This is a genomic window from Streptomyces venezuelae ATCC 10712 (assembly GCF_008639165.1).
GTDB classification, from domain to species: domain Bacteria; phylum Actinomycetota; class Actinomycetes; order Streptomycetales; family Streptomycetaceae; genus Streptomyces; species Streptomyces venezuelae.
The window spans coordinates 427,383-440,759 of record NZ_CP029197.1; the positions used below are offsets into that span (position 1 = coordinate 427,383).

Sequence of the window (13,377 nt, forward strand, 5' to 3'; positions counted from 1 at the left end):
GCGATCATGAACAGCATGAAGATCCGTCGCACCGCCATCGCCGTCACGGCGGCAGCGCTGCTGCCCCTCTCCCTGGCCGCGTGCTCGGACTCCGACAGCGCCACCAAGGCCGCCCCGCCGAACGCGGCCGGCGACCAGGCACAGACCACCGCGACGCCCACCGACGACGCCATGACCGGCGACCAGCCCTTCGGCCCCGCCTGCGCCGGCGTCCCGAAGGAGGGCGCGGGCTCCTTCGACGGCATGGCCAAGGACCCCGTCGCCACCGCCGCGTCCAACAACCCGGCCCTGTCCACCCTGGTGACCGCGGTCAAGCAGGCCGGACTCGTCGACACCCTCAACAACGCCGAGAACATCACCGTCTTCGCCCCCACCAACGAGGCCTTCGCCAAGATTCCGAAGGCCGACCTCGACAAGGTCCTCGCCGACAAGGACATGCTCACCAAGATCCTCACGTACCACGTCGTCGGCGAGAAGCTCACCCCGAAGCAGCTGGAGAACGGCACCTTCGAGACCCTGCAGAAGGGCACGCTCACCACGAAGGGCTCCGGCGAGGACTACACCGTCAACGACACCTCCAAGGTCGTCTGCGGCAACGTCAAGACGTCCAACGCCAACGTCTACATCGTCGACACCGTCCTCATGCCGAAGTAACACCGCTCGCTCGCGACGCCAAGGACGGCCGGCCTCGTACCCCATCCTCCAAGGAGGGGTACGAGGCCCTCGTACGCCAGATCCGCGTGACCTTCACTGCCGCGAGGTCGATACTGCCCATGAGGGTGGTTCGGTGCTGCCCACGTCGACGAGGGGCGGCCACTGACGCACCATCACTGGAGCCGGCGTCCCCCCATAGTCGATGACCTGCGGAAAGACTTGTCACAGCTTCGCGAGGAGACACCCTTGAGAATGCTCATCAACGTCCCCGAGACCGTCGTCGCCGACGCGCTGCGCGGAATGGCGGCGGCCCACCCCGAGCTCACCGTGGACGTCGAGCGGCGGGTCGTGGTGCGGAGGGACGCGCCGGTGGCCGGGAAGGTCGCGCTGGTGTCCGGCGGCGGGTCGGGGCATGAACCGCTGCACGGGGGTTTCGTGGGGCCCGGGATGCTGGCGGCCGCGTGCCCGGGAGAGGTCTTCACCTCACCCGTGCCCGACCAGATGGTGCGGGCCGCCGCGGCCGTCGACAGCGGTGCCGGAGTGCTCTTCGTCGTCAAGAACTACACCGGTGACGTACTGAACTTCGACATGGCGGCGGAGCTCGCCGAGGACGAGGGCATCCAGGTCGCCAAGGTTCTGGTCGACGACGACGTCGCCGTCACGGACAGTCTCTACACGGCCGGCCGGCGCGGGACCGGGGCCACCCTGTTCGTGGAGAAGATCGCGGGTGCCGCCGCCGAGGAGGGCGCCCCGCTGGAGCGGGTGGAGGCGATCGCCCGCCGGGTCAACGCACGGTCCCGGTCCTTCGGCGTGGCCCTGAGCGCCTGTACGACCCCGGCCAAGGGCAGCCCCACCTTCGATCTCCCCGAGGGAGAGCTGGAGTTGGGCGTCGGCATCCACGGCGAGCCGGGCCGCGAGCGGCGGCCCATGATGACGTCCCGGGAGATCGCGGACTTCGCCGTCCACGCCGTCGTCGAGGACCTGGCCCCGGCCGGCCCCGTCATCGCCCTGGTGAACGGGATGGGCGCGACGCCGCTCCTGGAGCTCTACGGGTTCAACGCCGAGGTGCAGCGCGTCCTCGGCGAGCGCCGGGTGGCCGTCGCCCGGACCCTGGTCGGGAACTACGTGACCTCCCTCGACATGGCCGGCTGCTCGGTGACCCTGTGCGAGGTCGACGAGGAGCTGCTGCGCCTGTGGGACGCGCCCGTGCAGACGCCCGCGCTGCGCTGGGGCCGGTGACGGGGGGGATGGGACCGGAAAGGGACAGGGACAGGGACATGACGGAGACGTACGGCACGGACTTCCTGGTGCGCTGGCTCACGGCGGCGGCCGAGGCCGTCGACCGTGAGGCCGACCGGCTCACCGAGCTCGACTCGGCCATCGGCGACGCCGATCACGGCGCCAACCTCAAGCGGGGCTTCGCCGCCGTGTCCGAGACGCTGGCGAAGGAGCCGCCCACGACGCCGGGCGCCGTGCTCACCACCGCCGGGCGGCAGCTGATCTCCACGGTGGGCGGCGCGTCGGGACCGCTGTACGGCACGCTGCTGCGCCGTACCGGAAAGGCGCTGGGCGACGACGAGCGCGTCACCCGCGCGCAGTTGGCCGACGCCCTCGCCTCCGGGGTGGCGGCGGTGTCCCAGCTGGGCGGGGCCCAGGCCGGCGACAAGACGATGCTGGACGCGCTCGGGCCGGCCGTCGAGGGGCTGCGGGAGTCCTTCGCTGCGGGCCGGGCGGCGGCCGAGGAGGGCGCGCTCGCGACCGTACCCCTGCGGGCCCGCAAGGGCAGGGCCAGCTATCTGGGCGAGCGGTCGGTGGGGCATCAGGACCCGGGGGCCACGTCCTCGGCGCTGCTGTTCGCGGCGCTGGACGAGACCGCCGGCGCGGAGAGCCCGGAGGTGCCGGCGTGAGCGCGGAAGCCGGGGCCGGTGACGTGAGCGCGGGAGCTGGTCCCGGGCCCGTCGGGATCGTGCTCGTGTCGCACAGCGCCGCGGTCGCGACGGCGGTGGCCGAACTCGCCCGCGGCCTGGCGGGCGGCGGCGATCTGGCGCCGGTCGCCCCCGCCGGCGGGACGCCGGACGGCGGTCTGGGGACGAGCGCGGAACTGATCGCCGAGGCGGCGAAGGCCGTCGACGGGGGCGCCGGGGTGGCGATCCTGGTCGACCTCGGCAGCGCGGTGCTCACCGTGAAGGCCCTGCTCGCCGAGGGCGACGAACTGCCCGAGGGCGCCCGACTGGTCGACGCCCCGTTCGTCGAGGGGACCGTCGCGGCGCTGGTCACGGCGAGCGCGGGCGGGGACCTCGACGCGGTGGCCGCGGCGGCGTCGGAGGCGTACGCCTACCGCAAGGAGTGACGGCACCGGGACGAGGGCGCGTCGGCTGCGCGCAGTGAGCGAAGGGCCACATCTGGTGGCGGCCGTGTTGTGATGCGCCTGGTCAAGCCACTAATGTCGCAGGGCCTTGGTGTACGGGAAACCGGTGCAGTACCGGTGCGGCCCTCGCCACTGTGATCGGGAGGTCCGGCTCCACCCCCGCGGGGAACACCCTCGGGGAAGCCACTGGACCACGTCGGGAGACCGCCGTGGTGTGGGAAGGCGGAGTCGGACGGAATGACCGTCAGCCAGGAGACCGGCCAGGGTGCGTTGTCCATCCACGAGGTGCTGGAGAGGGTCTCCCAACCATGCATATAGCCGAGGGGTATCTGCCCCCTGTGCACGCGGCCGCCTGGGGCGTCGCGTCCGCGCCGTTCGTCGTCCACGGGGTCCGCGCGCTGACCCGTGAAGTGCGGTCCAATCCCGAGTCCACCCTGCTGCTCGGCGCCTCGGGCGCCTTCACGTTCGTCCTGTCGGCTCTCAAGCTGCCTTCCGTCACCGGCAGTTGCTCGCATCCGACCGGCACCGGCCTGGGCGCGATCCTGTTCCGGCCGCCGATCATGGCGGTCCTGGGCACGATCACCCTGCTCTTCCAGGCCCTGCTGCTCGCCCACGGCGGGCTGACCACGCTCGGCGCGAACGCCTTCTCGATGGCGATCGTCGGGCCCTGGGCGGGATACGGGACGTACGTCCTGTTCCGCCGCTTCGGCGCGCCGCTGATGGTCGCCGTCTTCTTCGGCGCGTTCGTCGCCGACCTGTCCACCTACTGCGTGACCAGCGTCCAGCTGGCGCTCGCGTTCCCCGACCCGGGCAGCGGTGTGCCCGGCGCCCTGGCGAAGTTCGGCGGCATCTTCGCCGTGACCCAGATTCCGCTCGCCGTCAGCGAGGGCCTGCTCACCGTGCTTGTGATGCGGCTGCTCACCCAGTCCAGCAAGGGCGACCTGATCCGGCTCGGCGTGCTCGCCGGGCGTACGGCCGAGCGACACGAGGGGGCGGCCGCGCGATGAGCCGGAACGCGAAGATCAACACCCTGCTGCTGCTCGTCGTCGCGGCGCTGGCGGTCCTGCCGCTGGCGCTGGGCCTCGGCGACCACAAGGAGGAGCCCTTCACGGGGGCGGACGCGGAGGCGGAGACCGCGATCACCGAACTCCAGCCGGACTACGAGCCGTGGTTCAGCCCGCTCTACGAACCGCCGTCCGGGGAGATCGAGTCCGCGCTCTTCGCCCTTCAGGCGGCCCTCGGCGCGGGCGTCCTCGCGTACTACTTCGGCCTGCGGCGCGGCCGCAGGCAGGGGGCGGCCCGGGCGGGCGCGGCCGGGACGGAGGCGACGGGGACGGAGGGCGTGCCCGCGGCCGCCGAAGCCGACACCAAGACCGGGATCGGGACCGGGACCGGCGCCGGCATCGGCGCCGACGCCGGGACCGGCACCCGTACCGGCAGCGACAGCGGTGCCGGCGCCGCCTCCGGTGTCCGGGCCGTCGACGGTCGGGACGCGTAGCCGCCGATGCTGCCGATCGACGCGGCGGCGCACAGCAGTCGCTGGCGCCGTCGCCATCCCGCCGAGAAGGCGCTGCTCGGCTTCGGTCTGACCCTGTGCGCGGTGTCCCTGCCGCCCTGGCCCGGGGCGCCGCTCGTCGCGGCGGCCACGCTCACGGTGCTGCTCGGCCCGGCCGGTGTGCCGGGCCGGGCGCTGTGGCGGGCGTTCCGCATCCCCCTGGGCTTCTGTGTGACGGGAGCGATCCCGCTGCTCTTCGAGGTCGGCGGGGAGCGAGGTCTGGTGGCGCTCGCGCCGGGCGGTCCGGCGCAGGCCGGCGGGCTGCTGCTGCGGACCGCTTCGGCCTCGCTCGGGGTGCTGCTGTTCGCGTTCACGACGCCGGTGTCCGACGTCCTGCCCCGGCTCGTACGGGCCGGGGTGCCGGCCCCGGTGGTGGACGTGGCGCTCGTGATGTACCGGATCATCTTCCTGCTGCTCGACTCGCTGACCAAGATCCGGCAGGCGCAGGCGGCCCGGCTCGGGCTCACCTCGCGGGCCGCGACCTGGCGGTCCCTGGGAGGTCTCGGCGCGACCACGTTCGTGCGGGCCTTCGACCGGGCGCAGCGGCTGCAGTCGGGGCTCGCGGGTCGCGGATACGACGGGACGCTGCGGGTGCTGGTGCCCGCGTGCGCGGTGTCCCGCCGGTTCCTCGCCGCGACGGGCGCCCTGCTGGCGGGGCTCGTCGTCCTCACTCTCGTACTGGAAAGGTTCCTGCCGTGATGTCACCGACCCCTGTCGTGGAGCTGGTGAACGCCGGTTTCGCCTACGAGGACGGGCCGCCGGTCCTGTCGGGCGTGGACTTCGCCGTCGCCGAGGGGCGGGCGGTCGCGCTGCTCGGCCGCAACGGCAGCGGCAAGACGACGCTGCTGCGGCTGCTCAGCGGTGGGCTGCGGTGCGGGAGCGGGGCGCTGCTCCTCGACGGGGCGGAGGTGGCGTACGACCGGAAGGGACTGACCCGGCTGCGGACCACCGTGCAGCTGGTGGTGCAGGATCCGGACGATCAGCTGTTCGCGGCGTCGGTGGGTCAGGACGTGTCGTTCGGTCCGATGAACCTGGGACTTCCCGAGGAAGAGGTACGGCTCCGGGTGCGCGAGGCACTGGAGGCGCTGGACATCGTGGCGCTGGCGGACCGGCCGACGCATCTGCTGTCGTACGGGCAGCGCAAGCGGGCGGCGATCGCGGGCGCGGTGGCCATGCGGCCCCGGGTGCTGATCATGGACGAGCCGACGGCGGGGCTCGACCCGCACGGGCAGGAGCGGCTGCTCGACGCACTCGGGCGGCTGCGGGAGGCGGGGACGACGGTGCTGATGGCGACGCACGATGTCGATCTGGCGCTGCGCTGGGCGGACGAGGCGGCGGTCCTCGCGCCTTCGGGCCTGCGGACCGGCCCGGTGGCCGAGCTCCTCGCGGACGACGCGCTGCTCGCGGAGGCCCGGCTGCGGCGGCCCTGGGGCACGGCGGTGGCGCGGCTGCTGCGTGCGCGGGGGCTGCTCGGTGCGGAGGGGCCGGAGCCGCGGACGCCGGAGGAACTGGACGCGTGGCTGGACGCGGGTGCCGGGCCGGTCGTCGCGCCGGTCGCCGCGGAGTCGTCCGGCGGCTGACCCGGCGCCGCCGCGTCACTTGCTACCGAGTAGTAGAGATCACGCCTCAGATCTTCTGCAACTAGTTGCATAACGGAAGGGGGTCCCCTAGAACTGAGGGCGACGATCCTGCGCGAGGAGGCGCCCGCATGACCCCGTACCCGCACCTGCTGAGCCCGCTCGACCTCGGGTTCACCACCCTGCCCAACCGGGTGATCATGGGGTCGATGCACGTCGGTCTCGAAGAGACCGAGCACGGCTTCGAGCGCATGGCCGCCTTCTACGCGGAGCGGGCCCGGGGCGGCGTGGGCCTCATCGTCACCGGCGGCATCGCCCCCAACGCCGCCGGGCGCCCCTGGGACGGCGGAGCCAAGCTCACCACCGCCGAGGAGGTCGCCGAGCACCGGCTGATCACCGACGCCGTGCACGCCGAAGGCGGCCGGATCGCCATGCAGATCCTGCACTTCGGCCGCTACGCCTACCACCCCGGCCTCGTCGCCCCCAGTGCCCTCAAGGCCCCCATCAGCCCCTTCGTACCGAACGAGCTGACCGACGCCGAGGTCGAGCAGACCGTCGAGGACTACGCCCGCTGTGCCGAACTCGCCAAGGAGGCCGGATACGACGGCGTCGAGGTGATGGGCTCCGAGGGATACCTCATCAACGAGTTCATCGCCGCCGCCACCAACCAGCGCACCGACCGCTGGGGCGGCACCTACGAGAACCGCGTCCGCTTCCCCCTGGAGATCGTCCGCCGCATCCGCGAGCGCGTCGGCGAGGACTTCATCCTCGTCTACCGGCTCTCCATGCTGGACCTGGTGCCCGGCGGCTCCACCCTGGAGGAGGTCGTCCAGCTCGCCAAGGAGATCGAGGCGGCCGGCGCCACCATCATCAACACCGGCATCGGCTGGCACGAGGCGCGGATCCCCACCATCGCCACCTCCGTGCCGCGCGGCGCCTACACCTGGGTGACGAAGAAGCTGATGGGCGCGGTGTCCGTGCCGCTCGTCACCAGCAACCGGATCAACACCCCCGACGTCGCCGAGGAGATCCTCGCCGACGGCCGCGCCGACCTGGTCTCGCTGGCCCGCCCCTTCCTGGCCGACCCCGACTTCGTCGCCAAGGCCACCGCCGACCGCGCCGACACGATCAACACCTGCATCGGCTGCAACCAGGCCTGCCTGGACCACACCTTCAACCTGAAGATCACCTCCTGCCTGGTGAACCCGCGCGCCTGCCACGAGACCGAGCTGGTCCTCTCCCCCACCCGCCGCGCCAAGCGGATCGCCGTCGTCGGCGCGGGCCCGGCCGGCCTGTCCTGCGCGGTGTCGGCGGCCGAGCGGGGCCACTCCGTGACCCTCTTCGACGCGGCCTCCGAGATCGGCGGCCAGCTGAACATCGCCAAGCGGGTCCCCGGCAAGGAGGAGTTCGACGAGACGCTGCGCTACTTCCGCGTGCAGCTCGCCGAGCGCGGCGTCGAGGTCCGCCTCGACACCCCCGTCTCCGCCGGCGACCTGGACGACTTCGACGAGGTCGTCGTCGCCACCGGCGTCTCCCCCCGCACCCCCGCCATCCCCGGCGCGGACCACCCCAGCGTCGTCAGCTACCTCGACGTGCTGCGGGACGGCGCGCCGGTCGGCGAGCGGGTCGCGATCATCGGCGCGGGCGGCATCGGCTTCGACGTCGCGGAATTCCTCACGGACGGCGGGGAAGGCGCGAGCCAGGACCCCGAGACGTACTTCCGCCAGTGGGGCGTGGACACCGCGTACGAGAACCGCGGCGGACTGCGCACCCCGGAGCGGACCGCGCCGCCGCGGCAGGTGCACCTGCTCCAGCGCAAGGAGACCAAGGTCGGCGCGGGGCTCGGCAAGACCACCGGATGGATCCACCGCACCGAGCTCAAGCACCGGGGCGTCGCGATGGTCGCGGGCGTGTCGTACGACCGGATCGACGACGAGGGCCTGCACGTCACGATCGGCGGCGAGCAGCAGCTCCTGCCCGTCGACACCGTCGTGCTCTGCGCGGGCCAGGAGCCGCGGCGTGACCTGTACGAGGAGCTCGTCGCGGCGGGCCGGGTCGCGCACCTGATCGGCGGCGCGGACGTGGCCGCCGAGCTGGACGCCAAGCGGGCCATCGACCAGGGCACCCGGCTCGCGGCCACCCTGTGATCACCGTGGCCGGCCCCTCCTAGGATGCGTGCATGTCCCTCCCGCACGCGATCCTGACCGCGCTGCTCGAGAAGCCGTCCTCCGGCCTCGAACTGACGCGCCGCTTCGACAAGTCGATCGGCTACTTCTGGTCGGCCACGCACCAGCAGATCTACCGCGAGCTGGGCAAACTGGAGCAGGCGGGGCACATCCGTGCCCTGCCCGCCCCGGTGCCCGTACGGGGACAGCGCAAGGAGTACGAGGTGCTGCCCGCGGGCCGCGAGGAACTCGGCACCTGGGTCGCCAGGTCCGAGGACCCCAAGCCGATGCGGGCCGCGCTGCTGCTGCGGATGCGCGCGGCGGCGGTCGTCGGCGCGACGGGCCTCCGCGCGGAACTGACCCGCCACCTGGCCCTCCATCAGGAACAGCTGGACGAGTACCTCACCATCGAGACCCGCGACTTCCCCCCACCCCGCCGCCACACGGAACCCGACCGCCTGCGCCACCTCGTCCTGCGCGGCGGCATCGACATGGAACGCTTCTGGGTCCAGTGGCTGACGGACGCCCTGACGGAACTCGGACCGGAGTGACGTTCCGGGCCGGTTGCGTCAGGCGAGCCAGAGCGAGGAGTGACGGTGGTACGCCGGGGCGATGTCGGCCCCTTCGACGGCGTCCGCGTCGAGAGGCCCGTAGGGCGTGTTCACGACGCGCAGGAGGCGTCCCGCCTCCGTGCGCAGGCGCCCGCGCGCCCGGCGTTCCGCCCTCGCCGACCAACTCGCTACGCCAGAGTCCCCGTTGAATCGCGGCCAGGTGGAGAAGACCACGCTGCGGCGGATCGCGCGCGGCTGCGGGCGTCTCTCCTCGCGCGTCGCCTCGGCGAGGCAGGCGGCGCTGTAGCGGAGGTCACGCAGGACGAGAGAACGCCAAGGGGCCCCGGGGGGCTGCTCGGCCGCCGGTCGGCGGCGTGCGGCGGGGATGTGGTGTGCGGTGCGCGCCAAGGAGACTCCATCGGTGAGCACCGCCAGGGATCTCCTGGCGGGCTACCTGAAGCCCTTGGGGCCCGTCGCCCGTTCGTGTGTCACACGCGACACTGTAGGCGGAGCGTCGCGCGGCCGAAACAGTGCGGCCGGGCGCTCGGGTTGTGGGGCTGGGCTGGATACTGGGGTGTTGGAGTTCCACGACACGAAAGGGCGGGTATGGCCGACGACTTGGGGCGCCGTGCGACACGTCACGCGGTGGTCATCGGGGGAAGTCTCGCTGGGCTGCTGGCCGCTCGGGTGCTGGCCGAGCACGCGGAGAAGGTGACGGTCGTCGAACGCGACCGGCTGCCCGAGGGGCCGGAGGCCCGGCCGGGGGTCCCGCAGGGCCGGCATCTGCACGTGCTGATCGCGGGCGGGCAGCGGGCGCTCGACGAGCTGCTCCCGGGGTTCATGGACGAGCTGACCGCGCTGGGCGCGCCCAAGGTGGGTGTGCCCGAGGACATGGTCCAGTGGCAGAACGGCGTGTGGTACCGCCGTACCCCCGCGACCGCGCACTTCTACACCGGGCCGCGCCCGCAGCTGGAATGGCTGGTGCGGCAGCGCGTCCTGGCCGATCCTCGGATCGAGCTGGTCGAGGGCGTCGAGACCGTCGGCCTGACCGGCGATTCCTCGCGCGTGCGGGGCGTGCGGCTGCGCGAGCGCGGCGCCGGGGCCGACAAGGAGCCCCGGACCCTCGCGGCCGATCTGGTGGTGGACGCGTCCGGGCGGTCCACGAAGGCCGCCGACTGGCTGGCGGGCATCGGCGCGGAGGCCCCGCACGAGGAGACCCTGGACACCGGTCTCGCGTACGGCACCCGTTTCTACCGCTCCCCCGACGCCGACCCGGACGCCACCGACGCGCTCGGCTACTACATCGTGCCGAACCCCGGCCAGGTGTACGGCGGTGTCGCGCTCCCGCTGGGCGACGGCCGTCACCTGGTCACCCTCTCGGGGCTGCGCGGTGACGAACCGCCCACGGAGGAAGGCGCGTTCGAGGACTACGCCAAGCGGCTGCCGCATCCGGTGCTCAGCGACTGGCTGGCGCGGGCCGAGCCGGTGTCCCCCGTCTACGGCTTCCGGAAGACCGCCAACATCCGGCGCCGGTACGACCGTCCGGGCCGCCGCCCGGCCGGCTTCCTCGCCACCGGTGACGCGCTGTGCGCCTTCAACCCCATCTACGGGCAGGGCATGGCCGTCGCCGCGCTGAGCGCGGTCGCGCTGCGCCGCGCGCTCGCCGATCCCCGGCGCACCCCGACGACCCGCACGGTGCAGCGGGCGCTGCTCGACGCCTCCCGGCAGGCCTGGGACATCTCGGCGGGCGCCGACAAGAAGATGCCCGGGGCGACGGGGGACGCGGCCCGGCCGGGGCCGATGGACAAGGTGCTCGGCTGGTACCTGAGCCGGGTGCAGGCGCGGGCCGCGGGCGATCCGGTGGTGGGGACGCCGTTCCGTGCGGCGCTGACGCTGACGGCCCCACTGTCGAGTCTCTTCGCGCCCGCGGTGGCGCGAGCGGTCCTCTTCGGCCCGCCGGCCGAGACCCCGTCCGGGCCGCCGCTGCGCCGGGACGCGTAGCGGTTCGTCACACCGTGCCGACGGCCGCACGGACACGGGTGCCCGAACGCGGCTGCCCGGACGCGGCGGGCGGCGCGAGCGCGGCGTCGGCCCGAGCGCCGCGTCCGCCCGAGCGCGGCGTCGGCCCGAGCGTCGCGGCTGCCCTCGGGGCCGTAACGGCCCCGGGGGCGCGGCTGCCCCGGGGCCGTTCACGGGGCGCGGCCGCCCCCGGGCCGTTCACGCTCCAGGGGCCGCCGCCACCGTCCCCGCGGCTATCGCCGCTCCGAGTGCCGCGTAGTCGTCGGCGTTCTGGCGTGCGTAGGCCAGGGCGAAGTCCGCGACAGCGCGGTCGAAGACGTCCGATCCGCCGAGGTAGCCCGCGATGGCGATTCGGTCGCCGGAGCGGGCGTGGGCGCGGGCCAGGGCTCGTCCGCACAGGCGCGCGTAGTCGCGCAGTAGGGTCGGCGTCATCGTCTCCACCTCGGCCGAGCCCTTCATGTCGCGCAGTTGGCGCCAGTAGAAGTGGCGTTGTTCGGGCCCGGTCATCCAGCCGAGGAAGATGTCGCTCGCGGCCTGGGTGAGGCGTTGGCCGCAGACGACCCTGCGCCCCTGGTGGCTGTACGCGCTGGGGGCCAGGTACGGCTCGAGGACGGAGGGGCCGGCCTCCTTGATCTGGAGGATCAGCGGGTCCCCGTCGTCGCGGCCTTCGAGCAGCAGGACGAAGCAGCGGGTGCCGACGCTGCCGACGCCGACGACCTTGCGGGCGGCGTCGAGGTAGCGGTAGCGGTCGAGGAGGACCCGTCGTTCCTCGGCGAGCGAGCTGCGGTAGTCGCTGAAGATCTTGCCGAAGGTGACCCGGTCGAGGTCGGTGGTCCGTTCGAGGAGCGGCGGGTCGTCGACGATGTGCCGGGCGCCGCTCGCGTCGGTCTCGGTGAGTTTGCCGAGGGCCTGGAGGCTGGTGCGGCGGCGGGCGCGGGAGAGCCGGTTCAGGAGGCGGGCACGGTCGTCGCGGTGGACCAGCGCGATGAGGTCGTCGGCGGAGATCCGCTCGTACCAGACGGCGAGCTCCCCGAGGCCCGCGAGGCGCCTGACGGTGCTGCGGTACGACTCGACGGCGACGAGGGCCGCCCGGTGGGCCTTGGCCTTGGTGCTGCCGTTCTGGAGGGCGGCGACGGCGACGCTCGCGGCGAGTCGCTTCACGTCCCATTCGAAGGGGCCGGGGTGGGTCTCGTCGAAGTCGTTCACGTCGAAGAGGAGCGCCCGTTCGGGTGAGGCGTACACCCCGAAGTTGAGCAGGTGGGCGTCTCCGCAGAGCTGGACGGTGAGGCCGGTGTGCCGCTGGGCGGCGAGGTCGGCGGCCATGACGGCCGCGGCGCCGCGCAGGAAGGCGAAGGGGGAGACGGCCATGCGGCCGTAGCGGAGCGGGACGAGGTCGGGCAGCCGGTCGACGGCCTGGCGTTCCAGCACGTCGACGGGGTCGGGGCGCTGGGAACTGGGTATCCAGCGGCCGTGGGAGGAGCGGGAGACCCGCTTGCGGGCGGCCTTGCCCCGTGCGGCACGCTCCGACGGTGTCGTCATCCGGCCTCACCCGACCTTTCCGCAGCCGTGGTCCCGCCCCCTGTCACCTGCTCCCTCATTACAAGGTGCCTCGCTCGTTTCGGCCACTCTGCCGGACCGCTCTAGCAAAATGGTTTAGACCAATGATAGGAATTGATCACCCACCCGGCCCAAGCGGTCACGCTGAGCGAAGAGAGGGTCTGATCATGGCCGAGCCCGATTCCGAGGCGACGGCGGACGCGCCGCTCTATCTGCGGGTCGCCGCCGCGTTGCGCGAGGACCTCGCCCACCGGCGCATCTCCCCCGGCAGCCGGCTCCCTTCGGAACGATCCCTGTCCCAGCGGTACCACGTCAACCGTCAGACGGTCCGCAGCGCACTCCAACTCCTGCGGGACGAACGGCTCGTGGTCACCGACCGGCGCGGCACCTTCGCCGCCGCCGAGACCGGGGGCGAGCCCGTGACACCGGCTCTGACGGCCCGTCGGCCCACCTTCCCCGGCGGCCCCCGCGCCGCCGAGGCGCTGGTACGGGCCTCGCTGACGTGGGAGCCGCCGCCGACACCGCTGGCGCCCCGGCTGCTGCTCGCGCCGGGCGAGCCGACCCTCGTGCACCGGCACGTGGTGTTCGAGCCGAAGGGAGTGGCCCTGCAGCGGGCGGTGTCCTGGTTCTCCCGGCCCGCCGTCACCGAGATCCCTCAGCTGGCCCGCTACCGGCGGGGCCGGGACTGCCGTCAGCAGCCCGACCTCCGGCTGCTCTACCACTGGATGCACCAGGCGGGGCTGCGGGTCACGCACCGGGAGTCGGTCGGCGTCCCGCCCGACCCGACCACGACGACGGCCGGCGGTGCGGCCCGGCTGCTCGTCCACCGGGTGGTGAGCGATCAGCACGGGCACGCCCTGGAGATCACGGACATCGACTTCTCGGCCCGGTCCGCCGCCTGGACGTACGAGTTCAGCGTCTGAGAAGGGCC

14 protein-coding genes and 1 riboswitch are annotated in these 13,377 nt (G+C 73.2%); of the genes, 12 read left to right on the top strand and 2 right to left on the bottom strand.

Annotated elements, in window-relative coordinates; genetic code table 11:
* Positions 1–6 precede the first annotated feature (6 nt).
* The 10 genes from DEJ43_RS01925 to DEJ43_RS01970 all read left to right on the top strand — a co-directional run bounded on the left by DEJ43_RS01925 (position 7) and on the right by DEJ43_RS01970 (position 8,870).
* Entirely contained in the window at positions 7–654 is a 648-nt protein-coding gene (locus tag DEJ43_RS01925) for a fasciclin domain-containing protein (RefSeq protein WP_015031607.1), read from the top strand.
* Between the two features lie 246 nt (positions 655–900).
* Positions 901–1,893, top strand: coding sequence for a dihydroxyacetone kinase subunit DhaK (gene dhaK, locus DEJ43_RS01930; protein ID WP_041661967.1), 993 nt, complete (start codon positions 901–903; stop codon positions 1,891–1,893).
* Positions 1,894–1,931: 38 nt separating this feature from the next.
* A complete protein-coding gene (gene dhaL / locus DEJ43_RS01935) occupies positions 1,932–2,561 on the top strand; it encodes a dihydroxyacetone kinase subunit DhaL (RefSeq protein WP_041661969.1) in 630 nt (209 codons plus the stop codon).
* Positions 2,558–3,004 (top strand): PTS-dependent dihydroxyacetone kinase phosphotransferase subunit DhaM, encoded by a 447-nt coding sequence (locus tag DEJ43_RS01940; RefSeq protein WP_015031610.1) that lies wholly within the window; start codon positions 2,558–2,560, stop codon positions 3,002–3,004. Before dhaL ends, DEJ43_RS01940 begins: the two co-directional genes overlap by 4 nt.
* Positions 3,005–3,094: 90 nt before the next feature.
* A riboswitch (cobalamin riboswitch) is annotated at positions 3,095–3,301 on the top strand.
* Between the two features lie 29 nt (positions 3,302–3,330).
* Positions 3,331–4,029, top strand: coding sequence for an energy-coupling factor ABC transporter permease (locus tag DEJ43_RS01945; protein ID WP_015031611.1), 699 nt, complete (start codon positions 3,331–3,333; stop codon positions 4,027–4,029).
* Entirely contained in the window at positions 4,026–4,520 is a 495-nt protein-coding gene (locus DEJ43_RS01950) for an energy-coupling factor ABC transporter substrate-binding protein (protein ID WP_015031612.1), read from the top strand. Before DEJ43_RS01945 ends, DEJ43_RS01950 begins: the two co-directional genes overlap by 4 nt.
* Before the next feature lie 6 nt (positions 4,521–4,526).
* Complete coding sequence (cbiQ, locus tag DEJ43_RS01955; protein WP_015031613.1) at positions 4,527–5,276, top strand: cobalt ECF transporter T component CbiQ; 750 nt, start codon at positions 4,527–4,529, stop codon at positions 5,274–5,276.
* Entirely contained in the window at positions 5,276–6,157 is an 882-nt protein-coding gene (locus tag DEJ43_RS01960; RefSeq protein ID WP_015031614.1) for an energy-coupling factor ABC transporter ATP-binding protein, read from the top strand. Before cbiQ ends, DEJ43_RS01960 begins: the two co-directional genes overlap by 1 nt.
* Positions 6,158–6,285: 128 nt before the next feature.
* Positions 6,286–8,301 (top strand): NADPH-dependent 2,4-dienoyl-CoA reductase, encoded by a 2,016-nt coding sequence (locus tag DEJ43_RS01965; protein WP_015031615.1) that lies wholly within the window; start codon positions 6,286–6,288, stop codon positions 8,299–8,301.
* Between the two features lie 32 nt (positions 8,302–8,333).
* Positions 8,334–8,870 carry a PadR family transcriptional regulator gene (locus DEJ43_RS01970; RefSeq protein WP_015031616.1) on the top strand — a complete coding sequence of 179 codons (537 nt, stop codon included), beginning with the start codon at positions 8,334–8,336 and terminating at the stop codon, positions 8,868–8,870.
* 18 nt (positions 8,871–8,888) lie between these two features.
* On the opposite strand, the gene DEJ43_RS01975 is transcribed toward DEJ43_RS01970, so the two are convergent.
* On the bottom strand, positions 8,889–9,278 hold the full coding sequence (locus DEJ43_RS01975; protein WP_202490698.1) for a hypothetical protein: 390 nt from the start codon (positions 9,276–9,278) through the stop codon (positions 8,889–8,891).
* Positions 9,279–9,476: 198 nt separating this feature from the next.
* Here DEJ43_RS01975 and DEJ43_RS01980 point away from each other — a divergent pair, with 198 nt between their 5' ends.
* Complete coding sequence (locus DEJ43_RS01980) at positions 9,477–10,871, top strand: FAD-dependent oxidoreductase (protein ID WP_015031618.1); 1,395 nt, start codon at positions 9,477–9,479, stop codon at positions 10,869–10,871.
* A gap of 216 nt (positions 10,872–11,087) precedes the next feature.
* Here the strand turns inward: DEJ43_RS01980 and DEJ43_RS01985 are convergent, their stop codons facing one another.
* Positions 11,088–12,428, bottom strand: coding sequence for a DUF2252 domain-containing protein (locus DEJ43_RS01985; RefSeq protein WP_015031619.1), 1,341 nt, complete (start codon positions 12,426–12,428; stop codon positions 11,088–11,090).
* A 185-nt stretch (positions 12,429–12,613) separates the two neighbouring features.
* Here DEJ43_RS01985 and DEJ43_RS01990 point away from each other — a divergent pair, with 185 nt between their 5' ends.
* A complete protein-coding gene (locus DEJ43_RS01990; RefSeq protein ID WP_015031620.1) occupies positions 12,614–13,369 on the top strand; it encodes a GntR family transcriptional regulator in 756 nt (251 codons plus the stop codon).
* The last annotated feature ends 8 nt before the right edge of the window (positions 13,370–13,377 follow it).

What these genes read in the sequence shown, in the direction of transcription:
- DEJ43_RS01925 (WP_015031607.1), top strand. Translation starts at nt 7, where the DNA reads ATGAACAGCATGAAGATCCGTCGCACCGCCATCGCCGTCACGGCGGCA.
- dhaL (WP_041661969.1), top strand. Translation starts at nt 1,932, where the DNA reads ATGACGGAGACGTACGGCACGGACTTCCTGGTGCGCTGGCTCACGGCG.
- DEJ43_RS01945 (WP_015031611.1), top strand. Translation starts at nt 3,331, where the DNA reads ATGCATATAGCCGAGGGGTATCTGCCCCCTGTGCACGCGGCCGCCTGG.
- DEJ43_RS01950 (WP_015031612.1), top strand. Translation starts at nt 4,026, where the DNA reads ATGAGCCGGAACGCGAAGATCAACACCCTGCTGCTGCTCGTCGTCGCG.
- cbiQ (WP_015031613.1), top strand. Translation starts at nt 4,527, where the DNA reads ATGCTGCCGATCGACGCGGCGGCGCACAGCAGTCGCTGGCGCCGTCGC.
- DEJ43_RS01960 (WP_015031614.1), top strand. Translation starts at nt 5,276, where the DNA reads ATGTCACCGACCCCTGTCGTGGAGCTGGTGAACGCCGGTTTCGCCTAC.
- DEJ43_RS01965 (WP_015031615.1), top strand. Translation starts at nt 6,286, where the DNA reads ATGACCCCGTACCCGCACCTGCTGAGCCCGCTCGACCTCGGGTTCACC.
- DEJ43_RS01970 (WP_015031616.1), top strand. Translation starts at nt 8,334, where the DNA reads ATGTCCCTCCCGCACGCGATCCTGACCGCGCTGCTCGAGAAGCCGTCC.
- DEJ43_RS01980 (WP_015031618.1), top strand. Translation starts at nt 9,477, where the DNA reads ATGGCCGACGACTTGGGGCGCCGTGCGACACGTCACGCGGTGGTCATC.
- DEJ43_RS01985 (WP_015031619.1), bottom strand. Translation starts at nt 12,428, where the DNA reads ATGACGACACCGTCGGAGCGTGCCGCACGGGGCAAGGCCGCCCGCAAG.
- DEJ43_RS01990 (WP_015031620.1), top strand. Translation starts at nt 12,614, where the DNA reads ATGGCCGAGCCCGATTCCGAGGCGACGGCGGACGCGCCGCTCTATCTG.